This is a genomic window from Microbacterium sp. SORGH_AS_0969 (genome assembly GCF_030818255.1).
Classification (GTDB): domain Bacteria; phylum Actinomycetota; class Actinomycetes; order Actinomycetales; family Microbacteriaceae; genus Microbacterium.
This window is the reverse complement of the sequence record NZ_JAUTAG010000001.1, coordinates 945,377-969,308: the sequence shown is the minus strand read 5'-3', so window position 1 is coordinate 969,308 and position 23,932 is coordinate 945,377. Positions and strand designations below refer to the sequence as shown.

Annotated in this window: 20 protein-coding genes and 3 pseudogenes; 11 read left to right on the top strand and 12 right to left on the bottom strand. The window is 69.7% G+C overall.

The window, feature by feature from the left end; all coding sequences use genetic code 11:
• Positions 1-45: 45 nt before the first annotated feature.
• From QE388_RS04435 to QE388_RS04395, 9 genes and pseudogenes are all read right to left on the bottom strand, one after another.
• Positions 46-1,011: a helix-turn-helix domain-containing protein gene (locus tag QE388_RS04435; RefSeq protein ID WP_307383284.1), complete on the bottom strand. Its 966-nt coding sequence runs from the start codon at positions 1,009-1,011 to the stop codon at positions 46-48.
• Between the two features lie 48 nt (positions 1,012-1,059).
• A complete protein-coding gene (locus QE388_RS04430; RefSeq protein ID WP_307383282.1) occupies positions 1,060-1,563 on the bottom strand; it encodes a flavin reductase in 504 nt (167 codons plus the stop codon).
• Complete coding sequence (locus QE388_RS04425) at positions 1,560-1,880, bottom strand: EthD family reductase (RefSeq protein WP_275798281.1); 321 nt, start codon at positions 1,878-1,880, stop codon at positions 1,560-1,562. The genes QE388_RS04430 and QE388_RS04425 overlap by 4 nt, the downstream gene beginning before the upstream one ends.
• A gap of 8 nt (positions 1,881-1,888) precedes the next feature.
• Complete coding sequence (locus QE388_RS04420; protein WP_275798283.1) at positions 1,889-3,121, bottom strand: styrene monooxygenase/indole monooxygenase family protein; 1,233 nt, start codon at positions 3,119-3,121, stop codon at positions 1,889-1,891.
• Between the two features lie 594 nt (positions 3,122-3,715).
• Positions 3,716-4,663, bottom strand: coding sequence for a PDR/VanB family oxidoreductase (locus QE388_RS04415; protein ID WP_307383278.1), 948 nt, complete (start codon positions 4,661-4,663; stop codon positions 3,716-3,718).
• Entirely contained in the window at positions 4,660-5,301 is a 642-nt protein-coding gene (locus QE388_RS04410; protein WP_307383276.1) for a helix-turn-helix transcriptional regulator, read from the bottom strand. The genes QE388_RS04415 and QE388_RS04410 overlap by 4 nt, the downstream gene beginning before the upstream one ends.
• Positions 5,298-6,440, bottom strand: a pseudogene (locus tag QE388_RS04405) (amidohydrolase family protein); the annotation flags it as partial. The pseudogene QE388_RS04405 and the gene QE388_RS04410, both read right to left, overlap by 4 nt.
• Before the next feature lie 152 nt (positions 6,441-6,592).
• A pseudogene (locus QE388_RS04400) lies at positions 6,593-6,781 on the bottom strand (XdhC family protein); the annotation flags it as partial.
• 127 nt (positions 6,782-6,908) lie between these two features.
• Positions 6,909-7,559 (bottom strand): annotated as a pseudogene (locus QE388_RS04395) (XdhC family protein); the annotation flags it as partial.
• Positions 7,560-7,610: 51 nt separating this feature from the next.
• Between QE388_RS04395 and QE388_RS04390 the strand changes: the two are divergent.
• The 11 genes from QE388_RS04390 to QE388_RS04340 all read left to right on the top strand — a co-directional run bounded on the left by QE388_RS04390 (position 7,611) and on the right by QE388_RS04340 (position 20,897).
• On the top strand, positions 7,611-8,180 hold the full coding sequence (locus QE388_RS04390) for an NTP transferase domain-containing protein (protein WP_307383274.1): 570 nt from the start codon (positions 7,611-7,613) through the stop codon (positions 8,178-8,180).
• A 131-nt stretch (positions 8,181-8,311) separates the two neighbouring features.
• Positions 8,312-9,778, top strand: a complete 1,467-nt coding sequence (locus QE388_RS04385) for a family 43 glycosylhydrolase (RefSeq protein WP_307383271.1) — start codon at positions 8,312-8,314, stop codon at positions 9,776-9,778.
• Between the two features lie 49 nt (positions 9,779-9,827).
• The gene (locus QE388_RS04380; RefSeq protein WP_307383269.1) at positions 9,828-11,171 is read left to right on the top strand and encodes an ABC transporter substrate-binding protein; all 1,344 of its coding nucleotides are present in this window, start codon (positions 9,828-9,830) and stop codon (positions 11,169-11,171) included.
• Positions 11,172-11,247: 76 nt separating this feature from the next.
• On the top strand, positions 11,248-12,126 hold the full coding sequence (locus QE388_RS04375) for a carbohydrate ABC transporter permease (protein ID WP_307387051.1): 879 nt from the start codon (positions 11,248-11,250) through the stop codon (positions 12,124-12,126).
• Complete coding sequence (locus tag QE388_RS04370; protein WP_307383265.1) at positions 12,126-13,037, top strand: carbohydrate ABC transporter permease; 912 nt, start codon at positions 12,126-12,128, stop codon at positions 13,035-13,037. The genes QE388_RS04375 and QE388_RS04370 overlap by 1 nt, the downstream gene beginning before the upstream one ends.
• Positions 13,034-14,023, top strand: coding sequence for a LacI family DNA-binding transcriptional regulator (locus QE388_RS04365; protein ID WP_307383262.1), 990 nt, complete (start codon positions 13,034-13,036; stop codon positions 14,021-14,023). Before QE388_RS04370 ends, QE388_RS04365 begins: the two co-directional genes overlap by 4 nt.
• Positions 14,020-15,402, top strand: coding sequence for a glycoside hydrolase family 32 protein (locus QE388_RS04360; RefSeq protein ID WP_307383259.1), 1,383 nt, complete (start codon positions 14,020-14,022; stop codon positions 15,400-15,402). Before QE388_RS04365 ends, QE388_RS04360 begins: the two co-directional genes overlap by 4 nt.
• 267 nt (positions 15,403-15,669) lie before the next feature.
• The gene (chvE, locus tag QE388_RS04355) at positions 15,670-16,785 is read left to right on the top strand and encodes a multiple monosaccharide ABC transporter substrate-binding protein (protein WP_307383256.1); all 1,116 of its coding nucleotides are present in this window, start codon (positions 15,670-15,672) and stop codon (positions 16,783-16,785) included.
• A gap of 66 nt (positions 16,786-16,851) precedes the next feature.
• Positions 16,852-18,381, top strand: a complete 1,530-nt coding sequence (gene mmsA / locus QE388_RS04350) for a multiple monosaccharide ABC transporter ATP-binding protein (RefSeq protein WP_307383254.1) — start codon at positions 16,852-16,854, stop codon at positions 18,379-18,381.
• A 5-nt stretch (positions 18,382-18,386) separates the two neighbouring features.
• Complete coding sequence (gene mmsB, locus QE388_RS04345) at positions 18,387-19,607, top strand: multiple monosaccharide ABC transporter permease (RefSeq protein WP_058595194.1); 1,221 nt, start codon at positions 18,387-18,389, stop codon at positions 19,605-19,607.
• 78 nt (positions 19,608-19,685) lie between these two features.
• Positions 19,686-20,897, top strand: coding sequence for an ROK family transcriptional regulator (locus tag QE388_RS04340; RefSeq protein ID WP_307383250.1), 1,212 nt, complete (start codon positions 19,686-19,688; stop codon positions 20,895-20,897).
• Positions 20,898-21,033: 136 nt separating this feature from the next.
• Here QE388_RS04340 and QE388_RS04335 read toward each other — a convergent pair whose 3' ends face one another.
• From QE388_RS04335 to QE388_RS04325, 3 genes are read right to left on the bottom strand one after another with little or no spacing between them, the layout of a single operon-like run.
• Positions 21,034-21,963: an NAD(P)-dependent oxidoreductase gene (locus QE388_RS04335; protein ID WP_275801422.1), complete on the bottom strand. Its 930-nt coding sequence runs from the start codon at positions 21,961-21,963 to the stop codon at positions 21,034-21,036.
• Positions 21,960-23,432, bottom strand: a complete 1,473-nt coding sequence (locus tag QE388_RS04330) for an FAD-dependent oxidoreductase (RefSeq protein WP_307383249.1) — start codon at positions 23,430-23,432, stop codon at positions 21,960-21,962. Before QE388_RS04330 ends, QE388_RS04335 begins: the two co-directional genes overlap by 4 nt.
• Positions 23,429-23,917: an ureidoglycolate lyase gene (locus QE388_RS04325; RefSeq protein WP_275801420.1), complete on the bottom strand. Its 489-nt coding sequence runs from the start codon at positions 23,915-23,917 to the stop codon at positions 23,429-23,431. The genes QE388_RS04330 and QE388_RS04325 overlap by 4 nt, the downstream gene beginning before the upstream one ends.
• Positions 23,918-23,932 lie beyond the last annotated feature (15 nt).

Here is a 23,932-nt window from a genome sequence, read left to right as displayed (position 1 = left end):
GGATGTCGGTCGACGCCCGCTCGGTGGCACCCGAGGAGGCGGTGGTCAGCGGGCGAGCGTGCGGGAAGGAAGCTCGCCGAAGGTCCGCTCGTACTCGGCCGAGAATCTGCCGAGGTGCGTGAACCCGTGCTTGAGCGCGATCGTCTGGACGCGGTCGACCCCGTGCGCGGATGCCTCGAGCTCGCGCGCCACGCGGCGCAGACGTTCTCGGCGCTGTACCTGCATCGGTGTCTGACCGAGGACGCGTTTGAAGGCGAGCTGGAGCGAGCGGGCGTTCACGCCGACGTACTGCGAGAGGTCGTGCAGGGAGAGCAGTGGCCCGCTGGAGTACGCGATCGCCTCGCGGGCCCTGTCGATGATGGTCCGATCCGTCGCGGAGTCCGCCGACGACGGCGAGTTCGGGTCCGCCGTCAGCGCCAGGACGAGACCGTCGATGCAACGGTCCGCCAGGAATCGGACGAGGCCCTCGTCCATCGCGGGCAGGCGTTGGGCGGTCGCGATGACGCGTCGCACCGCCACCACCCAGTCGGCGGAGGGCCCCGTACGCACGTCCAGAGTCGGGACGTCGTGCAGGTCCACGGCCTGGTCGTACTGCTGGAGACGGCGCTCGACGGTGCGACGGTCGAGCTTGACGGCCAGCATCGCCAGCGGGCTGTCCCAGCCGGCGATGACGGTGGGGACGTCGTGGGGGTACACGGCGGCGATCCGGTTCGTCGCGCGGACGTGTTCGTCGCCGATCGTCGTCTTCAGCGAACCGAACAGGGGGACGTTCACCTGCACCGCCGACCCGTACTCCCCGGTGTCGATGCGGATGCCCGAGGAGTACTCCAGAACGCCGGCGGTCACGGGCCCCAACCGCGCCGCCGACGCCACGAGGCTGACGTCGTCCTTGGCGCCCAGGGGCGTCAGGACATGCGGGTAGTACAGCGACGCTCCCAGCGCGTGCGCTTCTTCGAGCGAGCGCGCGCGGGCCGAGAGAGCGATCTGCGCGCGGGGCGGTCCCACAGACATGCGTATCTCCGTGTGGTCGGCGGTGCGGTCGGTCGTGTCGCGTCCGCGTCAGGCGACGGCGCCGACGGCGTGGAAGGCACGTCTGTCGTACACCAGCGCTTGGACGTCTTCGCGGTTGCGGATGGCGTCGATCTCGACGAAGAAGATCGTGTGCGTGCCCTGTTCGAGGAGGCTGACCACCCGACCGGACAGCGCGGCCCGGGCCTGCGTGAGCGTGGGCACCCCCTCGAGATCGGTCCAGATGTCCCAGGCGAACCGCTCGGGCATGGGGACGCCCGTCTGGCCCGAGAAATGTCGAGCGAGCTCTTCCTGGTCGGCAGCGAGGATGTTCAGGGCCAGTCTCCCGTTGCGGGCGAAGACGTTCCTCGTGGCGCTGCTGCGGTTGATGCAGACGAGAACCGTGGGGGGCGAATCCGTGACCGAGCATGCGGCGCTCACCGTGATGCCGACCCGTCCGTGCGGTCCGTCCGACGTCACGATGTGAACGGCGGCGGCGAGGTTGGCCATCGCGTGCCGGAAGTCGACCTGCTTGGGGCTGAGCTCGTTGTTCATGCTGCACCTCCTCCTGCGAGCGCGTAGTCGAGGATGACGGCCCCGCCTGACGCGTAGTTCGGGACGTCGGCCGCGACGGCCCGGCCCTCGGACGACCCCATCGCCGAGCGGAAGGCGTCGGCATCGTCGAACTCGGCTTCGAAGACGGCGAAGTACGCGGGGGGATTCCCGTCGGCGTCGGGGCTCACGTCGACGGAGTACCGCCAGCTGCGGAGGCCGGGCAGCCGTTGTGCGAGCGGGAGGTGAGTCTTCTCGTAGTAGTCCACGAAGGCGGACCGGTCGACGGGCTCGGGGTACAGAACGATGAGCTTGTGCATGCGGACTCCTAGACCAGGGCCGCGGTGGCGGCCCGTGACGCGGTGACGCGCTCGGGCGTGCCGAGCAGATCGACCTGGCGGATGGGGTGATTGAAGTTCTCGGTGAACCGATCGGCAAGCGCCTGATCGTGCACCATCGCCGAGAACAGCTCGGGGATATGCGGGGCGGGCGGCGTCTGGATGATGGTGTTGACCCAGTCGTTGGATGCCTCGAGGCGCTCCGCACGGCGTCGCGCCACCTTCTTCATGAAGCGCTCGTCGAACACCTGGTCTTCGGCGACGGCATCCGCGATGACCTTCGCCGAGTACGCCGCCGAGTTGGCACCCTGGGCCTGGATCGGATCGACGGTCATGTGCACATCGCCGAGCGCGAGCAGGAACCGCCCGTTGGGCAGGAGTGTGTAGTCCTCGCGCAGGACGGGGGTAACGGCGCCCTGCAGGATGTCCTTCGCCCCGTTCTGCAGCTCGAACGAGCGCGTGTCCACGCGCTCGAACACCGTCGGGTGGAACTCCTCGAGGATGGAGAGCGTCGTCTCCCGGTACCGGGCGGGATCGTCCTCGTAGCGCGAGTCGGTCAGGATCTCCTGCGCGCCGCCGGGGACGCTCTCGAACAGCAGCGCGTGGACGAGGCCGCTGAACGACCACATCGGGATGGCGAGGAGCTCGCCGGCCGGCGGGGCGAGGCTGATCTCGACTCCGCGCGGCTCGCGCGAGGCGACGCCCTTCCAGAAGCCGACCGCGAGCTTGCGCTGCGGTGCCGCGAACGGGGACTTGTCCTCACGCCGCGGGAAGAGCGCGCCGATCTCTCCCTTGCCCGTGGACACGACGACGAGATCGTGCACCTCCGTCAGGTTCTCGATGTCGGCGACGCTGAGGTCGCGGTACTCGATCGTTCCCCCGCGTGATTCGAACTCGTCCATGAGGCGGGGGAGGTAGATCCGGTAGTCGATGACGCGCGCCGGCTTCTCGAAGGCACCGCTGAACCGGCGCTCTTCTCCCCAGCCGTTGTAGTGGTGGTGGAGCGAGTACTCGGCATCCGTTTCCGGCCAGTCGGCGATCCCGAGCTCGCGTTCGATGTCGATGGTCGCGCTCATATGCGCGACGGAGTTCATCACCTTGCCGTCGGCCACCTGCTGGGCCGTGCGGTTGGTGTAGATGGTGACGTTGCGTCCCTGCTGCCGCAGGTGCAGTCCCAGGTGAAGACCTGCGACTCCGGCGCCGACTATGCCGATCGTTGCCATGCTTCCTGTCTCTCTCGTCGAGACGCGAAGAGGTGTCCGCGTCATTGCGTACCGGCCCGATTATCGGGCTGTCAAGCGGTGGTGAGACCGCTATGTGAGCAAAACGATAGGTCGGTGGTTCGACCAGGGGGGAGCCGTTCGCAAAGTGGATACCGCGTCGACGGCGAGCGAGACGGGTACCGGTCGACGTCGACCGCGCTCTTGGCTCAGGCGGGACGCGCCTGCGAGACGGGAACGTAGCGCCCCACGCGCCAGCAGGCACTCGGCCCAGCAGCACGGGCACCGCTATATCCCGATGCTCCTTGAGCGGATGGCGCGCGACGAGCTCCGCACCGAGCACCTCGCCACGTGATGCAGCTGGACGAGGGGCCCGAGGGGTACGCCATGTTCAAGAAGAAGAGCGACGGCTGCGTCCGCGCGGTGTTCCGCCCCTGACATCGGGCTCCGTCGTCGGCGGGTCCGCGCGCATCGTTACGAGAGAGCGGATGCCACGAGAACAGGGCGTGCCGCGAGAACAGGGCTTGCCGCGAGAACGAGCCGTCGGTCCGGCGATCGCCCTGTTCCCGTGGTATCCCCTGTTCTCACGACGCCGCGTCAGAGCTCGAGCGTGATCCGCCCGCACGCCGCCCGCGAGACGCACACCATCATCGAGCGGTTCGCATCCTGTTCCTCCGGCGACAGCACGGAGTCGCGGTGCTCGACCTCGCCGTCGACCACCGCGACCTCGCACGTCCCGCAGGTGCCGACGCGGCAGCTCGACGGCACGACGGCCCCGGCCTCCTCGACGACGTCGAGGATCGAGCGCTCCGGCGGAACCGTCACCGTGATCCCCGACATCATGAGGTCGACCTCGAACGGCTCGCTCCACACCGGCGGGCCGAGCACCTTCGCCTCGAAACGCTCGAGGTGCAGGCTCCCGCGCGGCCAGCCCGTCATCGCGTCCTCGAGGGCCTCGAGCAGGCGCGCGGGGCCGCACGAGTAGACGACGGTCCGCGCCGTCGGCGTTCCGAAGCGCTCCGCGAGGTCGAGACGTCGCCCCTCGTCGGCCGCGTACACCTCGACGCGCTCGCCGTAGCGCTCGACCAGCTCGTCGACGAAGGCCATCGTGCCCCGTGAGCGTCCCGCGTAGAGAAGCGTCCAGGTCGCGCCCGCGGCCTCGGCGGCCTCGATCATCGGCACGATCGGCGTGATGCCGATGCCGCCCGCGACGAACACGTACGATCGGCCCGCGGTGGGCGCGAACAGGAAGTGGTTGGCGGGACCGCGCACCCGCAGCGTCGCGCCCACGTGGGCGTTCTCGTGCAGCCAGACCGAGCCCTCGCGCTCGCGGAGCACCCCGATGCGCCACGTGCCGCGCTCGCTCGGCGATCCGCACAGCGAGTACTGCCGCTCGATGCCGCCGGGCAGCACGACGTCGATGTGCGCGCCCGGCGACCAGTGCGGGAGCGTGCCGGTGGCGCGCTCGAGGTCGAGGACGATCACCCCGTCGGCGGCCTCCCGTCGCTCTCGGACGATGGCCTCGAAGGTCACTCCACCGCTCATGTGTCTCCCTGGCTCCCGTCGTCCGCAGCTCCGTCTACCGACCCGTGCACGAGTTCCTTCACGATCAGCAGACGGTACGGAGAGCCGTCCGGCGAGTGCCAGCGATGGGGCGTGCCCGAGCGGCAGTAGACCGAGTCGCCCACCGACAGGCGCCGCTCGCCGAACGGCCCGAACGAGATCACGATCGTGCCCTCGAGCACGGTGAGGAACTCGTCTTCCTCGTGGATGTAGTGGTCGCCCGGGGCGGCGTTCGACCCCGAGAACTCCAGCGGCTCGAATCGGCGCGGTCCGTCCGCGAGCAGGCGCGCCGTGCCCTCGGCGTACGGCCCGATCGCGCCCTCGTCGGCGAGTACGAACGACGGCTCCGCATCGGCGTCGGCACGGCGCGGCTCGGAGGCCGCGATCAGCTCGACGCGGCTCGTTCCCAGCGCCCGCGCGAGTCGTTCGAGGCTGGCCATGCTGGGCCGCGCGAGTCCGCGTTCGAGCTGGCTGAGGAAGGGGTGCGACAGTGCGGCGGCCTCGGCCAGCTGCGTGAGGGTGAGCCCGCGCGCCTTGCGCAGCCCGCGGACCCGGGCCCCGAGCCTCTCGTCGCCGGTGGGGGAGTCGTCGACCGACGTCGCAGGAGCCATGGTCGTCATCGTCCCACCCTCTCGAACAGTCGCGCGACGACCTCGTCCTCGTCGGCGGTCAGCAGGCGCCCCTCGTCGACGAGGAGGCGTCCGCCCACGACGACCGTGCGCGGCCGCCGTCCAGGTGACGCCCACAGGAGCCCGGCCACGGGGTCGGCGACGCCGGCATCCGCGACGCCCGACACATCCCACAGGCAGAGGTCTGCGGCGGCCCCGGTGGTCAGCCGGCCCAGCTCGGGCCGCCCCAGTCCGTCCGCCGATCCGCTCGTCGCGAGCGAGAGGACCTCGGATGCCGGCAGCTGCGGCCCCACGAGAGCTGACACCTGCATCGCCAGGCGCGCGTCCGCGAGCAGGTGCCCCGCGTCGTTGCTGCCTCCGCCGCTCGTCCCGAGCCCCACGGCGATGCCGGCGTCGAGCAGGCGGCGCACGGGAGCGACGCCCCAGCCCATCGGCACGTCGCAGCCCGGCGCGTGCGTCGCGGAGGCCCCGGATGCCGCGACCCGGGCGATCTCGTCATCGGTGACGTCGCACAGGTGGGCGAGGGTGACGTCGGGGGCGAGCCAGCCCCACTCCTCGAGGAGGTCGAGCGGACGCGCGCCGTAGCGATCCAGCGCGATCTCGACGTCGACGACCTCGTTGGCCTGCGTGCGTCGGCGCAGCCCGTGCTCGCGGGCGACCTCGCCGAGCAGCGCGAAGGTCTCTCGCGGGTCGCTGTGCACGCCGGCGGGTCCCACGGCGACCTGCAGCATCCCGTCGGCGGAAACACCGCCCGGGGCATCCGGGACCAGCGCCCGCACGATCGCATCGGCCGAGGTCGCGGCCTCTTGCGGATCGTCGCGCGCGGCTCCCCGCACGAACACGAGGCGTGCCCCGAGCCCGGCTGCGGCCTCGGCCGCGGCCCGCGCCATGCCGACGGTGTCGGCGCCGCTCGGCCAGGTGAGGTGGTGGTCGGCGACCGTGGTGACGCCGCTCAGCAGGGCTTCGGCGAGACCGGCGCGCGCCGCGAGCCCGGTCAGCTCGGGGTCCACTCCCGCGGCGGTGTAGGCCGCCGCCATCGCCGGCAGCCACTCCCTCATCGGGATGCCGCGGGTGCCGGGAAGCGTCCGGAACGCGGTCTGCAGCAGATGGTGGTGGGCGTTCACGAGACCCGCCGTGACCACGCACCCCGTGGCGTCCACGATCGTCGCTCCCTCGGGGGCGGCGCCGTCGACGATCACTCCGTCGACGCTGACGACATCTCCCGTGTGCACTCCGCCGACGCCGTCGACCACCGCGACCGCGCCGCGCACGACCAGAGCGCTCACGCGCTCCTCACCGCGCACGAGTCCGACGAGGCGTCTCGGCGTCGCACGGAGCCGTGTCCGTCGCGGAGCGGCCGCGCGCTGGCGGAGTTCCGGGATGCCACGATCTCGGCGATCACCGACAGTGCCGTCTCTTCCGGCGTGGCGCCGCCGAGGTCGAGGCCGAGGGGGGAGTGCAGGCGTGAGAGCTCGGCATCCGTGACCCCCGGCGGAGCGGAGGAGCATCGCGCGACGCGCGACCGTGGCCCGTGCGCCCATCGCGCCGACGAAGCCGACGGGCATCCGCAGGGCGGTGCGCAGGGCCGGGACGTCGAGCCGCTCGTCGTGCGTCAGCACGCACACGGCGGTGCGGGCGTCGGGGGAGTCGAGGTTCTCGAGGTACTCGTGCGGAGCCGCGACGACGAGTTCGGCGGCATCCGGGAACCGTTCGCGCGTGACCAGAAGCGCCCAGTCGTCGCACACCGTCACGGCGAAGCCCGCGGCCGCTCCGAGCCGGCACAGGGCGGCGGCGTGCTCACCCGCGCCCAGCACGATCAACCGCGGGAGGGCGGGTCGGTGCAGCTCGAGCGGCTCGCCGTCGAGGTCGAGGCGCAGCGTCGCCTCCCGGCCGGCGCGGGCGTCCCCCAACGCCGCCCGCGCCGCGGCACCATCGACCGGGTAGGCCACGACGTCGACGGCCCCGCCGCACGCGAGTCCCGCGGCGATGGGCGTGACGCCGTCGTCGTCCGAGAACCCGAAGCGTGCGCGACGCACCTCTCCCGTGCGCAGCGCGTCGAGGCCGAGCATCACGGCGTCGTTCTCGACGCAGCCGCCCGAGATCGACCCGATCACCCGCGCGTCCCGCGTGACGGCGAGCGTGGCACCCACTCCGCGCGGCGCGCTGCGCACGACCGCGGTGACCGTGACCGCGGCGACGGGCACGTCCGCGTCGAGCAGCGGCAGCAGGTCGGCGGCCAGATCGAGCATGGACGCGACGGTAGTCGGGGCGTGTTTCGCGCACGCTACGCTGTCGTGACCATGCCCGCCGCGCCTCCTGTCGCCGTCTCGGGGCTCGTCCTGGCCGCGGGTGCGGGTCGGCGTTTCGGTGGTCCGAAGGCCCTCGCCCGCACCCCCGCGGGGACGCCGTGGCTCGCTCTCGCCGTCCGCGCGCTGAGAGAGGGCGGATGCCGCGACGTCACCGTCGCGCTCGGAGCCGGGGCCGACGAAGCCGCCACGCTCGTGCCCGACGGGGTCGCGATCGTGCGGGTCGCCGACTGGGTCTCGGGAGCGGCGGCGTCGTTGCGGGCGGGTCTCGCGTCGCTGGAGTCGGGGTCGGCGCTGGCCGCCGTCGTCATCCCCGTCGACACCCCCGACCTGGTGCCGGCGGCGGTGTCGCGAGTCGTCCGCCGCTCCGACGGCGACGCGCTCGCGCAGGCCGTCTACGACGGCGTCCCCGGGCATCCGGTGCTGCTGGGGCGGGCGCACTGGGCGGCGGTGTCGGCCTCGGTGCGGGGCGATGTCGGCGCGAGACCGTACCTGATCGCGCAGGAGGCCGCCCTCGTCGAATGCGGCGACCTCTGGTCGGGCGTGGACTGCGACACCTGCTGACGTTCTCGGCTCTCGTGCGGTGCCACGAATCACTGTGATTAACCGCTTGACCAACCTCGACGACCCTTGCTACGGTCTGCGTAACCGATTAACCACCTGCATCGGTGCCGATCTCGACGAGGAGTGACCACGTGAACCGACGAGGGTTCTACCAACCGCACGACGCCTGGGTCGGCGACGTCATCCCCTTCGAGGAGGACGGTCGACTGCACCTCTTCTACCTGCACGAGACCCGACAGACACCCAAGATCGGGATGCCGTGGCACCACGTCGTGACCGATGATGTGACCACGTTCACCGAGACCGGATGGGCCCTGGCATCCGGGGGTCCGCACGCCGATGACTTCAACGTCTACACGGGCAGCATCATCGAGGCGGACGGCATCCATCACGTGTTCTACACCGGTCAGAATCCCGACAAGCTCGGTGCCGATGGTCTGCCCCTCCAGGTGGTCCTGCACGCGACGAGCGTCGACGGAATGCGTACGTGGATCCGGCACCCGGAGCACACGTTCGGGGCGACCGCGGGCTATGAGACGGCCGACTGGCGGGATCCGTTCGTCTTCCGCGATGAGGAGGCCGGGCTCTGGCGCATGCTCATCACCGCGCGTCACATCGACGGTCCGATCCGCCGACGCGGAGTCATCGCGCAGTGCGTGTCGCGCGACCTGGAGTCGTGGGAGCCCGTCGAGCCATTCTGGGACCCGCGGCGATACATCGCTCACGAGTGCCCCGAGGTCTTCGAGTGGAACGGCTGGTGGTACCTGGTGTACTCCGAGTTCAGCGAGTCCTTCACCACCCGCTATCGGCTGTCGCGGAGTCTGCACGGGCCGTGGCAGGTGCCCGAGAACGACACGATCGACGGGCGCGCGTACTACGCCGCCAAGTCCGCCGCCCGCGACGGACGCCGGTTCTTCTTCGGCTGGATCTCCTCCCGCGAGGGAGGCACCGACGATGGCCCCTGGCAGTGGGCCGGTACCCTCTCGGTCCTCGAGGCAGAACAGAACGCCGACGGCTCGCTGCGGTTCCATCGGCCGCGTGAACTCTCCGAGGGCTTCCACGAGCGCCTCGGGTCGACGGCATCCGGAACCGTCCTGTCTGCCCCCGACGGCTACGCCGAGCTGCTCGTACCGACAGTCCTCCCCTCGGCCTTCCGCGTCGATGCCGTCGTCGACATCGCCCCCGACACGACCGAGTGCGGTCTGCTGCTGCGCGCGAGCGCGGACGGCGACGAGGCGTACGTCCTGCGCCTCGAGCCACGACGGAACCGCCTCGTCTTCGACCGCTGGCCCCGCCGCCGCACGGGCGGGGAACAGTGGCAGATCTCGGGCGACGTCCCCCACGTCGTCGAGCTCGAGCGCCCCGTGACACTCGCACCCGGACCGCACCGGCTCGAGGTCGTCGTCGACGGTGACCTGTGCGTGGCCACCGTCGATGGGGCCGTGACGCTGAGCACCAGGCTCTATGACCGCACCGACGGCCACGTGGGCGTCTTCGTCGGCGAGGGCACCGTGACGGTGCTCTCGCTGGAGATCACCGGGGCGTCCGCCGCCGCGGCGGTCGCGTCGCTTGACGACGCCCTCGTCGCCTCCTCCTGACCCGCACCACCCTTTCCTGCCCGAACCACACATATCAACGGAGATTCACATGGTCCACCCCCGCTCTCTGCGCCCGGCCTCCTGGGCCGCCCTCGTCGCCGCCACCGCGATCGTCCTGTCCGGCTGCGCCGGTACCGGCGGCGGCGGAGACCCCACCGACGTCAACCCCGAAGGAGAGGTGAAACCCCGCGAGATCTCGTGGCTGCTGTCTCGTCCCGCCGACGGCGGCGTCATCACCGTGATGCAGAAGATCGCCGATGAGTACGCCGCCGATCACCCCGGCTTCTCGTTGAACCTCATCACGACGCCCGACCGGCCCAGCTACATCCAGAAGTACGAAACGCTCGCGGCGGCGAACAAGCTCCCCGAGCTCTTCGACACGGACGCCACCCCCTTCGCGCAGAAGCTCGCGCAGCAGGGCCGCATGGTCGACGTCGACCTGCTGCTGAAGGATCTCGGTCTGTCCGACGAGTACCGCGAAGCGGCCCTGAACTACCAGCGCTTCGACGACGGCTCGCTGTACATGGTGCCGTTCGAGTTCCAACTGGAGTTCTTCTGGTACAACAAGGACCTCCTCGCCCAGGCGGGGGTGTCGGTTCCCGCCACCCTCGACGACTTCGCCCCGATGTGCGAGGCGCTGCGCGCCAAGGGTATCACGCCCATCGCTCTCGACGGAGCCGACGGATGGCCGCTCGAGAGGTACATGGCGTACTACCCGTTCCGTCAGGCGGGACCCGAATACGTGCAGAAGCTCAAGACGGGTGAGGCGAAGTTCTCCGACGCTCCCGGACGCGCCGCCGCCGAGTGGCTGTCCGGACTCGGCAAGGCCGGCTGCTTCCAGGAGGGCTTCTCGGCCACCGGCTACGCCGACGCGCAAGCGCAGTTCACCTCGGGCAAGGCCGCGGTGTACAACATCGGCACGTGGGAGCTGGCCAACCTCGCCACCGACAAGCTCGACGCGGGCGTCCGTGACAACGTCGACTACTTCACTCTCCCGACGATCCCGGGATCGGTGACAGCCGACAACGAGTACGTGACTCCCTCCGGCATCGGCATGGCGGTCAACTCCGCCACGTACGACCCGCTCGTGCGCGACTTCTTGCACTTCGCCCTCGAGCGCTACCCCGCCGAGGTCGCCGCCTCCGGTGCCCTGTCGCCGACGACCGGCGTCGAGACGACGATTCCCGCGGATGCCACTCCGCTGTACACGCGGGCGATCGAGCAGGCCGGCGACGTCGGCACGAAGATCGCGATGCCGTGGGACACGCAGCTCGACCCGGCGACGAACACTCGCCTTCAGCAGGAGCTGACCCTCCTGGTCCAGGGCGACATCACGCCCGACGAGTTCATCAGCACGATGGATGCCGCCCTGACGGAGAACGTCGGTGGCTGACACGCTCGCTCCGCGCCGGCCCCGGGTGACCGGGGCCGGCCGGCCCTCCCCGCGTCGGCGTCCGCTCAGCACCTCGATGCTGCCGCGGCGCTCGGGCTTGGCCGTCGCCGTCTTCCTCGTCCCGCCTTTGCTGCTCTATGGCGCTGCGGTCCTGCTGCCCATCGTGCAGTCCCTCATCCTGAGCTTGTTCGAGTGGGATGGCATCACCGCCCTGCAGTTCGTCGGCCTCGACAACTACATCAAGATGTTCACGCGCGACGACGTGTTCTGGACGGCCTTCGGCAACGCCCTCGGCTACCTCGCGATCTGCCTGGTCCTCCAACTGGGTGGAGCCCTGGCAGTCGCGGGACTCCTCACCGCGCTTCCGCGGGCCCGCGAGCTGGTCAAGACGCTCTATCTGCTGCCGGCGGTCATCTCCACCGTGGCGATCGCGTTCCTCTTCGTCCGTATCTACTCGCTCGAACCCGTCGGCCTGCTGAATCAGCTGCTGGCGTGGGTGGGACTCGAGGGGCTCCAGACGGCCTGGCTCTCGAACGTGCAGACGGTGCTGGCGGCGGTGTCGATCCCCGAGGGGTGGCGCTTCACCGGTCTGTACATGCTCATCATCTACGCGGCTCTCCTGGCCGTGCCGAAAGAGCTCGAGGAGGCCGCGCGGCTGGACGGCGCGTCGTGGTGGCAGACGTTCTGGCGCATCCGGTTCCCCTACATCCGCCCCGTGTGGATCACGACGACGGTCATGGCCACGACCTTCGCGCTCCGCGGCTTCGACATCCCCTATCTGCTCACCAACGGCGGGCCGGGGCAGTCGTCCGAACTGCTGACCACGTACATGTACAAGACGGCCTTCGTCCACACCGACTACGGCTACGCCAGCGCCATCTCGGTCTTCATCGTGGTGGAGTGCCTCGTCGCGGTGGGCCTCATCTTCCTGCTGCTGCGTCGAAAGGATGCGTGATGAGCACGACTCTCGCCCCGGCCCCGGTGGCATCCCTCCCTCCGTCTCCCGCGACGGTTCCCCAGCCCGTGCGCCGGTCGCCGCGCGCCCGTGTGCAGCGGACCCTGCTGACCGTCACGGTGATCCTCATCGTCGTGGTGCAGGTGTACCCGCTGCTGTGGCTGTTCCTCACGAGCTTCCGCACCGCGAGCGACTTCGCCGGCGGCGACCCCTTCGCCCTCCCCGCGGAGTGGACGCTCGAGAACTACTCGCGCGCGTTCGCGACCGGCAACCTGGCGCTGAACATCGCCAACAGTTTCATCGTCACCCTCGGCGCCAGCGCGCTCATCGTCGTGGCCGGGATGATGGCCGCCTACGCCCTGCAAGTGCTGGGGTTCCGCTTCAGTGGGTTCGTCCGCGCCCTGTTCCTGCTCGGCATCATCGTCCCGGTGCAGATCGCGCTCGTACCGCTGTTCATCGACTACTCGAAAGTGGGCCTGCTCGACACGCATCTGTCGATGATTTTGCCGCTCGCGGCCTTCTCGCTGCCGATGGGCGTGTACCTGTTCTCGTCGTTCTACGAGTACATCCCGCGCGAGCTGTACGAGGCCGCCTCTCTCGACGGCGCAGGGCCGTACCGTATCTTCCTGCAGATCACGGCGCCGCTGTCGGTGAACACGATCATCACGGTCGTGCTGGTCAACAGCATCTTCATCTGGAACGACTTCATCTTCGCGAACACGTTCGTTCTGTCGGACGGATTGAAGACGATCCCGCTCGGCCTGCAAAACTACATCGGAGCCATGGGCAACACCGATTGGACAGCGACGTTCGCCGCCGTGTGCGTGACGGTGACGCCGCTGCTGCTGGTGTTCCTCGTGCTGAACAAGGCGATGATCGCGGGCCTGGAGAGCGGAGCCACCAAGGGATGAGCACGACCATGCGCGACGTGGCGCGGGCGGCGGGAGTGTCGGTGGCGACGGTGTCGCACGTCGTCAACGACAAGCCGGGGGCGCGCATCGGCGACGACGCCCGCCGACGTGTGCACGAAGCGATCGCGGCGCTCGGCTATCGCCCGAACGCCCTGGCGAAGACCCTGTCCGAGGGCAGCTCGCGATTCATCGGTCTCGTAGCGGATGCCATCGCCACGACGCCCTTCGCCGGGCAGATCATCCACGGCGCGCAGGACGAGGCGTGGCGTCACGGCTTCGTGCTACTCGTGGCCAACACCGAGGGCAACGGCGCGGTCGAGAACGACGCGATCGCGATGATGCTGGAGCATCAGGTGCGCGGCATCCTGTACTCCACCTGGTATCACCGCGAGATCGCCGTGCCCCCTGCGCTGCGGCAGAGCGAGACCGTGCTGGTGAACTGCTTCAGCGACGACGACTCGTTCCCCGCGGTCGTCCCCGACGAGGAGCAGGGGGGTCGCGCGGCCACGGCAGAACTGATCGCGGCCGGACACAGCCGGATCGCCTTCGTCAACACGACCACTCCGTCTCCCGCGCGGGATGGACGTCTGGCCGGCTACCGCGCTGCGCTGGACGAGGCCGGAATCGCGGTCGACGACGCGCTCGTGTTCGATGCGGATCCCGCGCAGGAGGGCGGGTACGACGTGGTCGCTGAGGTCGTGGCCTCCGGGGCGACGGGCGTGTTCTGCCACAACGACCGTGTCGCGATGGGCCTCTACGACGGTCTGCGCGAGCGCGGGCTGCGTATCCCCGAGGACATGGCCGTCATCGGCTTCGACAACCAGGACGTCATCGCCGCGCACCTGCGACCTCCGCTGTCGACGGTCGCGCTGCCGCACTACGAGCTCGGCGCCGCCGGAGTACGGACTCTGCTCGGGCTGGACGCTTCCGCCACCGGGTCACGTCGACTGATCGACTGCCCGACCGTCCGCCGGCAGTCGCTATGACGCTTCCGCGCCCGCGCTTCCATCTCGCGCCGTCGCGGAATTGGATGAACGATCCGAACGGGCTCATCCACGTCGATGGGCGCTGGCACGCGTTCTTCCAGTACAACCCCGAGGGCAACGACTGGGGCAACATGAGCTGGGGCCATGCCTCCAGCGCCGACCTGGTGCTGTGGAACGAGCACCCGGTCGCTCTCGCACACCGCCCGGGCGAGCAGATCTTCTCGGGCTCGGTCGTCTCGGCGCCCGACGGCACGCTGACCGCGTTCTACACGAGCGCGTACGATCACGGCATTCAGGCCCAGTCCCGCGCCACCAGCATCGACGGGGGATACACGTGGAGACCGGATGCCGCGAACCCGGTGCTCGACCGCGGGAGCAGCGACTTTCGCGACCCGAAGGTCGTTCCGCTTCCGGGCGGCGGCTGGGTGATGCTGGCGGTCGAGGCCGTGCAACGCCGCGTCGTCTTCTACGTTTCGGACGATCTCGTGCACTGGCGCGAGGCCGGATCGTTCGGTCCGCTCGGGCCGACCGACGTGGTGTGGGAGTGCCCCGACCTGGTGCGGCTGCCGGTCGAGGACTCGGCCGAGTCGGCGTGGGTGCTGCTGCTCAGCACCAATCCCGTCGGCGACCACGCCGACCCGCGCGGGTCCGCGATGCACTACGTCGTCGGCGACCTGTCCGACGGGGTTTTTCACGCGGATGCCGCGGATCTGTCGCCCCTCGATCACGGGCGGGACTGCTACGCCGGAGTCACCTTCGCCGATGCCCCCGGGGCCGCCGCGGTGATGCTGGCGTGGATGGGCAACTGGCGGTACGCCCACGAGATGCCCACCTCACCGTGGCGCGGGGCGATGTCGCTGCCGCGGATTCTCGGGCTGCGCCGCGTCGACGGCGTGCCGCGTCTCGTGCAGCGCCCGGCGGTGCTGCCGCCGATGCGGACTGCCGCGGTGACGGGTGCAGCCCCGTTCGCGGCGATCCCGCACGGGGTGCTCGATCTGCGCTGGGACCCGCGGGAGTCCGGCGTCGTCCGCGTGCTGCTCGAGGGCGAGGGGGACGCGACGGTCGAGATCGTTCACGATCCGCGAGTGCGGACCCTGTCGGTCACGCGCGCGGGATCGGCGGCGATGGCCCTTCACTCCGACTTCGCCGGAACGAGCGTCGCTCCGCTCGTACGTGACGGCGCCGGAGAGCTGACCGTGGTCCTCGACGGCATGCTCCTCGAGGTCTTCGCCGATGACGGGGCGGTCGTGCTGTCGCACGTGGTGACGCTCGGGTCGGCTGCGGTCGCCGTTTCGATCGACGCCGAGACCTCGCACCTTCCGATTGCGCTGTTCGGCGCGCTTGCCGACTCGGACGGCCAGTTCTCCGAGCGGGTGTGAGCCGGGGCCCCACCTCGCGATCCGACGGGGGCGGACGATGGCCCGCCTCATCGATTCCGCGGGTCTGTCTCGGTCACGGTCTGATCACGGCCGGGGTGAATTTTGACGTGGCTATAGACAAAACCCCTGCGGCTAGATAATTTTTCGGAGCCGTCATAATTGCGACGGCAACCAGAGAGCCGGGACGAAGGCGTACCCGATCTGTGCCGGGGAGGGCACGGGTACGACCATGGGGGTCCCTGCAGTTCAGAGAGGAACGCAGATCACATGCTGAAGAAAATCCTGACCGGTGCGGCCATCGCCGCTCTCGCCGTCGGTCTCGGAGCGTGCAGCTCGGAGCGCGCGACCTCCGGTGGCGGCGACGCCGCCGGCGGCACCGAGTGCAACGTCGGTATCGCGATGCCGACTCGCAGCCTCGAGCGCTGGATCAACGACGGCGAGCAGCTCCAGAAGAAGCTCACCGACGCCGGTTGCACCGTCGACCTGCAGTACGCCGACAACAAGACCGACCAGCAGATCAGCCAGATCCAGAACCAGATCTCGGGCGGAGCGAAGATCCTCGTGATCGCCGCGATCGACGGATCGACCCTGGGCCCGGTGCTGCAGGAGGCCAAGGCGCAGAACGCCACGGTCATCGCCTACGACCGCCTCATCAACGGCAGCGAGAACGTCGACTACTACGCCACCTTCGACAACTACAAGGTCGGCACCCTCCAGGGCCAGTACATCGAGACGCAGCTGGACCTTGCGGACGGCAAGGGCCCGTTCAACCTCGAGCCCTTCGCCGGCAGCCCCGACGACAACAACGCGAAGTTCTTCTTCGCCGGTGCGTGGGACGTGCTGAAGCCGTACGTCGACAAGGGCCAGCTGGTCGTCCCCAGCGGCAAGGCCCCGGCGAACGACGACGCATGGGCGTCGATCGGCATCCAGGGCTGGGCGTCCGACAAGGCCCAGGCCGAGATGGACAACCGCCTCTCGTCGTTCTACGGCGACGGCAAGAAGGTCAACGTCGTGCTCTCGCCCAACGACAGCCTCGCCATCGGTATCGAGGCGTCGCTGAAGTCGGCCGGGTACACCCCGGGCGCCGACTACCCGATCATCACGGGCCAGGATGCCGACAAGGCCAACGTCAAGGCGATCCTCGACGGCGCTCAGGCGATGACCGTGTGGAAGGACACCCGCGCCCTCGGTGACCGCGTGTTCACGATGATCCAGGAGATCAAGGACGGCAAGACCGTCGAGGTCAACGACACCAAGACGTACGACAACGGCAAGAAGGTCGTCCCCTCGTACCTGCTGACTCCCGAGGTGGTCACCAAGGACGACGTGCAGTCGAAGCTCATCGACTCGGGCTTCCTGAAGGCGTCCGACGTCGGACTCTGATCCACCCCTCGCGGCGGGGCGGGCTTCGGCCCGTCCCGCCGCTCGATCCCTGACGGAGGGACAACCATGACCGAACCGATCCTGCGCATGTCGGGGATCTCGAAGTCGTTCAACGGCATCCCGGCGCTCGCCGACGTCTCGATCGACGTGCACCGGGGCGAGGTGCACGCGATCTGCGGCGAGAACGGCGCCGGCAAGTCCACCCTCATGAAGGTGCTGAGCGGCGTCTACCCGGCCGGCAGCTTCGAGGGCAGCATCACCCTCGAGGGCGAGGAGATGGCGTTCCGCTCGATCAACGACAGCGAAGCGGCCGGCATCGTCATCATCCACCAGGAACTGGCCCTCAGCCCGTACCTGTCGATCGCCGAGAACATCTTCCTCGGCAATGAGAAGGCCAAGCGCGGCGTCATCGACTGGAACGCCACGAACACCGCGGCCGCCCAGCTCCTCAAGCGCGTGGGGTTGCGCGAGAACCCCGCGACGAAGATCTACGAGATCGGCGTCGGCAAGCAGCAGCTCGTCGAGATCGCCAAGGCGCTGGCCAAGGAGGTCAAGCTCCTCATCCTCGACGAGCCCACCGCCGCGCTGAACGACGACGACTCCGCGCACCTGCTCGACCTCATCGATCAGCTCCGCGACCAGGGCATCACCTGCATCATCATCAGCCACAAGCTGAAGGAGGTGCTCCGCATCGCCGACCGCATCACGATCATCCGTGACGGCCGGACGATCGAGACGATGCTCCGCGACGATCCCGACACCGACGAAGGGCGGATCATCCGCGCGATGGTCGGTCGCGACCTCAACAGTCTCTTCCCGCCGCGCGAGCCCGACATCGGCGACGAGCTGTTCCGCGTCGAGAACTGGACCGTGCACCACCCCGTCGACACCGAGCGCGTCGTGATCGACAACGCCTCGTTCATGGTGCGAGCGGGCGAGATCGTCGGTTTCGCAGGACTCATGGGTGCCGGCCGCACCGAGCTCGCGATGAGCATCTTCGGCCGCATGTACGGCACGGGCATCTCGGGCGAGGTCTACAAGAACGGCCAGCCGATCGACGTACGTACGGTCGACGCGGCGATCAAGCACGGCATCGCCTACGCCACCGAGGACCGCAAGAAGTACGGCCTCAACCTCATCGGCGACATCCAGGTCAACGTCTCGGCATCCGCCCTCGCCCGCCTCGCGCGTCTGGGCGTCGTCGACCGGTACCGCGAGTACAAGGTCGCCGACTCGTACCGCTACAAGATGAACATCAAGGCCCCCAGCGTCGCCGCGATTACCGGACGCCTGTCCGGCGGCAACCAGCAGAAGGTCGTGCTGTCGAAGTGGATGTTCACCGGACCCGACGTGCTCATCCTCGACGAGCCCACCCGCGGCATCGACGTCGGCGCGAAGTACGAGATCTACGGAATCATCAACGAACTCGCGGCCCAGGGGAAGGCCGTCATCGTCATCTCGTCGGAGCTGCCCGAGGTCATCGGCCTCTCCGACCGCATCTACACCATCTCCGAGGGACGCATCACGGGCGAGGTCAGCCGCGCGGATGCCACCCAGGAGACGCTCATGCGGCACATGACCGCCGGAAGGAACTGACAGCAATGGCCACCGCATCCACCCAGACGGTCGAAGCGCCGACCCAGCCCGGGCCGCGTCGCCGCGGCATCCTGTCGCGCATCAACTTCCGTCAGTTCGGCATCCTCGCCGCCCTGGTCATCATCATCGTGCTGTTCCAGGTGCTCACCGGCGGGCGACTGCTCATGCCGGGCAACGTCAACAACCTCATCCAGCAGAACGCCTACGTGCTGATCCTCGCGATCGGCATGGTCATGGTCATCATCGCCGGGCACATCGACCTGTCGGTCGGTTCGGTGGTCGCCATGGTCGGGGCGATCGCGGCGATCGCGATGAACCAATGGGGCCTCCCGTGGTGGTTGGCCGTGATCCTCTCGCTCGCCGTCGGCGCCGTCGTCGGTGCCTGGCAGGGCTTCTGGGTCGCCTTCGTGGGCATACCCGCGTTCATCGTCACCCTCGCCGGCATGCTGCTGTTCCGCGGCCTGACCCTGGTGCTGCTCACCGGCGGGACCATCGCGGGCCTGCCCGACGGCTTCACCGCCATCGGCGCCGGCTGGCTGCCGCCCATCCTCGGTTACGTCGGCGTCTGGGACTCCCTGACGGTGGTCCTCGGTTTCGTCGCCGTGGTCGCGCTCATCGCCCAGCAGCTGCGGACGCGGGCGACGCTGCGTCGTCTCGAGCTGCCCCGCGAGGTCGCGTGGTCGTTCTGGGCGAAGAACGCCATCGCCGCGGTCGCGATCATGGCGGTCGCCTTCACCCTCGCCGCCTACAACGGCACCCCGATCGTGCTGATCATCCTGGCCGTGCTCGTGCTCGCCTACACGTTCGTGCTCAACCGCACGACCTTCGGTCGTCACGTCTACGCAATGGGCGGCAACCTGTTCGCCGCCGTGATGAGCGGTGTGAAGACGAAGTGGGTCAACTTCTTCATCTTCGTGAACATGGGCGTGCTCGCGGGCCTGGCCGCCGTGGTCAGCACCGCTCGCGCCGGTGGCGCCGTGGCATCCGCCGGTCAGAACTACGAACTGGATGCCATCGCCGCCGTGTTCATCGGTGGAGCGGCCGTCCAGGGCGGCATCGGCACCGTGATCGGCGCCGTCGTCGGTGGCCTCGTCATGGGCGTGCTGAACATGGGTCTGTCGATCCTCAGTGTGGATGCCGCCTGGCAGATGGCGATCAAGGGCATCGTGCTGCTGCTGGCCGTCGCGTTCGACATCTTCAACAAGCGCCGCAACGGCGGTGCGTGATCGGATGGGGAGCGTGGCCCCGGGGCCCGCTCCCCATCCGCCCGGCTCCGATGGAATGATGGGGGAGGTGCGCCCCTCATGACCCCTGCCGTGTTCGAGCCCGCGACGCCGCTCGCACCCCCGGCCGGTCGTACGACCAACGACCTGATCCGCCAGCAGAACCTCGCGTCCGTGCTGTCGCTCCTTCACTCGCGGGGAGCGCTCTCACGCGCGCAGCTGGGCGCCACCACCGGCTTGAACCGCTCGACCGTGACCGGCCTGGTCATGGAGCTCACCGAGCTGGGGCTCGTCCGCGAAGCCCCGGGCGGGGAGCGCACCGGCAAGGTCGGGCGGCCCACGCTCGACATCGAACCCGAAGACCACGTCGCGGCCCTGAGCGTCCGCGCCGAGCCGCACGCGGTGACCGTGGCGCTCGTCGGACTCGGCGGCGTGGTGCACGCGCGCCTGCGCCACGACACCGCGAGCGCTCCCTCGCCGCGCCGGTTCGTGCAGATCGTCGAATCGTCGGTCGAGGCGATGCGCGCCGACATCGACCGGCACTACCGGGTGGTCGGTGCCGGCCTCGCGGTGCCGGGTCTGGTCAACGCGAACGGCTCGGTCCTCGTGTCGCCGACGCTCGGGTGGAAGCGCGACCCGGTCGCCGCCCGCCTCAGCGATCAGCTCGGCATGCCGGTCATGGCCGGCAACGACGCGAGCATCGGTGCCCTCGCCGAGTCGCGGTTCGGCGTCGGGGTGGGCGTCGGCAACCTCCTCTACCTCGGCGGCGCGATGCACAGCATTGGCGGCGGGCTCATCATCGACGGCACGCTGCTGCGCGGAACCTCGGGCTACGCGGGCGAGCTCGGCCACACGGTCGTCGACCCTCGGGGTCGGCGCTGCGTGTGCGGGAGGAAGGGATGCCTCGAAGCCGAGGTCAGCCTCGACCTCCTCGAGCCGCTCCTCGGGCGCCGCAAGCTCGACGAAGACGAGCTCGACGTCGAGCTCGGGGTCGCTCGCGATCCCCGCGTGATGGCCGAGGTCACCCGTCAGGTCGAGGTGCTCTCGGTCGCACTGACCAACTTCGTCAACGCCTTCAGCCCCGAGACCGTGGTGCTCTCGGGCTACCTCGGCGCCCTGCTGTCGGTGAGTCGCGAGCGCCTGGCCGAAGCGGTGCGCGTGCACCCCTTAGGCGCGGAGGGGCGCACGATCCGCCTCGAGCGCGCCCACCTGCGCTCGCGCCTGATGCTCGTCGGCCCCGCCGAGCTGGCCTTCGCCGACCTGCTCTCGAACCCCGCAGGCTTCCGCGCCTGACGTCGTCCCGTCGCCGCCCCCGCCCCCCGTTGAGTGTCCAAGACACGCCGCAACTGCCGGGGCCATTACGGCGTGTCTTGGACACTCAACGCTGGACGTGCGGGGGCGGCGCGCGCCGGCGCCGCGGGGCGGGGCGTCAGCCGCCGAGGACCACGTTCAGCGGCTCCTCGCCGGCGCGGAGGCGGTCGATCTGCCGACGCACGAGGCGAGCGATGCGGGGGCGCATGGCATCCGTCGCTCCTCCCACGTGCGGGACGACGAGGGCGCCCTCGAGGCTCCACAGCGGGTGCCCCGCGGGCAGCGGCTCGGGGTCGGTCACGTCGAGCGCCGCCCGGATCCGGCCGCGTCGCACGTGGTCGACGAGAGCGTCGGTGTCGACGAGCGGGCCGCGTCCGACGTTGACCACGAGCGCGCCGTCGGGGAGTGCCGATAGCGCCGCGTCGTCGATGATGTGCCGGGTCGCGTCGCCGCCGGGGAGCGACGCGATGAGGATGTCGGTGTCGGCAAGCACCTCGGCCAACTCACCGAGGGGGAAGACCTCGACCTCGTCCTGCAGGCGCCCGTGCGAGGCGACCGCGCGCAGCTCGAGCTCGAACGGCTTCAGACGTGCGGCGATCGCGCGACCGACGCCCCCGAAACCGAGGAGCGTCACACGACGGTCGGCGAGACCGGGCGCGCCACCGCCGATCCATTCGCCGCGGTCTTGCGCACGCACGAACTCGGGGAGGCGACGCTGCGCGGCCAGGGCGAGCGCCACGGCGAGCTCTGCCGTCGCGGTCTCGTGCACCGACGACGCGTTCGCGAACACGAGCCCCTCGGGCAGGCGTCCTTCGACGTTGTCGTAGCCGATCGACTGGCTCTGGACGAGCCCGACCTCGACGCTCGACAGGGCCTCGACGACCCCGTCCATCGACATGTACGGCGGCACCACCATGTCGAAACGCTCGCGCGGGGCGGCATCCTTCATGTCCCAGATCACCACCTCGACGCCGTCGGGGAGCTCGCCGAGGTCATCGCGGAGCTGGGCGGTGGGCACGGACACGGTGAGGGGGGTCGCGGTCGTCATCCCGAGAACGCTACCGCCGGCGTCTCGCCCGTGGAGGCGGGTTGCGCGCGTCGGCCGACGTGAACGCCCACGGGCACGTCGTAGGCGAGGTACTCGGCCAGCAGTTCGTCGGAGCGCTGCGCGAAAAGACGCCGCGAGAGCGCGGCGGCGAGCTTCGTCGCCCCGCCCACGAGACCCGGGATCTGATGGCTCAGCATCCCCTGGCTGATCCGCGCGCCGTGGTTGAACAGGTGGATCCGCGACAGCGCTTCCCCTCCGCGGCGGTCCACGAGGCCGAAGTCGTCGTCGAGGTAGGGGAACGCGGCGAGCCCCGGGTTCTGCGCCGCGGCCTCGGGGCTGAGGCGATCGCTCCAGAGGGTGGCATCCGCGGCCACCGCTGAGAGCTCCGGGCGTCGAGCCAGGTCGGCCACGATCCCCGTCGCGGCGAAGACGACGTCATAACGATGGATGCCATGCGGCGTCGTCACGACGATGTCGCTGCCGTCCCACTCGACGCTCTGCCACGGCGAAGCGGTGAGGAATCGGAAGCCGTCGAAGGCGTGCGCGCGCCAGATCGCGTTCTGCGTCGCGGGCTGGTCGACGGCCGAGAGGTGGACGTTGAACGCCCACTTCTGCTCGTCGGTGAACGAACCGTAGTTCTCGATGAGGCCGGCGAACTCCATCCAGCGGTACGGGCTGACCTGCGGCATGGCGGGGCGTCGCATGTGCACGTTGACGGAGGCCGCGCCGTGCTCGAGGGCGGTCGCGGCGTTGTCGAATGCGCCCGTGCCCGCCCCCAGGATGCCGATCCGCAGGCCCGCGAGAGCGGCGAAGTCGATGTCGTCGTGCGTGTGGTGCACGCGGTCGGACGGGATGTCACCGAGGAGCGCCGGGATGTGGCGTCCGCCCGCCCCCTCGATGCCGGTCGCGAGCACGACGTGGCGGGCCAGCAGCACCCAGGAGCCGTCGGGTCCGTCGAGGTGCATGCGCAGCGGACCGTCGGGCTCGGTCGGGCGGATCGCGCCGACGCGGGTGGACCCGACCACCTCGATGCCTGAGACGACCCGGTACCACTGCAAGAAGCCCTGCCACGCGACCGTGGGGAAGAACGCGATGGCCTCCCACGCGTCTTCGCCGTAGACGGCTTCGAACCAGGCGCGAGGGCTCACCGCGGGAACATCCCAGGTCGGCCAGGCGATGTCCTTGGGGGTGCGCAGCGTGTGCATGCGCGCGTAGGTCGTCCACGGACCGGTGGCGTCGACCGGGGCGGCGTCGATCACGACGACGTCGTCGATCCCGCGCCGCCGGAGTCCGCGCGCGAGCACGAGCCCGGCTTGGCCGGCGCCGACGATGACGACCGGGTGCTCGCCGTCGCTCTCGCCGACCCACGCCCGCTCGTCGCCGGCGCTCAGTCGCTCCTGGTGCGCCGCTTCGCGCTCGAGGGCGGCCAGGCGGGCGGCTGCGTCGGGGCGCGGTTCGAGCGTGTTCACTCGACGACGACCCGCACGCCGTACGCGTCGTCGAGTCGGAAGTTGTGGTGGTCGGTGACGTTGGTGTCGTCGAGTTCGAGGTTGACGAAGTCCATGCTGGGCTCGTCGAAGAACGGGCCCGCGTGCCACGTGCCCTTGAGCATCGTGATCGCGGTGCGCGGCGGGATGCGGAACGCGCGCAGGTCGTCGAGCGTCGGCTCGTCGATGCCCTTGGGTGCGACGGCGATCGTCCACTCGACGTCGCCGACCGCCATGAGCGTCTGGGTCGTCTCGAGGTGACGCGTGACGCGCACGAACTCGGGCTTCTTGTCGTCGAGTGACATCAGGTAGAAGCGCGGGATGCCACCCGAGACGTCGAGCACGGCCTCCTCGGACGTGAAGGGCGTGCCGTCGGCCATCGGCGTGAGGATGACGCCGAACGGGGCGAAGTTCTCGGCGGTGACGGTCTCGGCGGCGAGTGCGTGGGGGGTGAGGGTCTCGGGCATGCCACGAAGCTATAC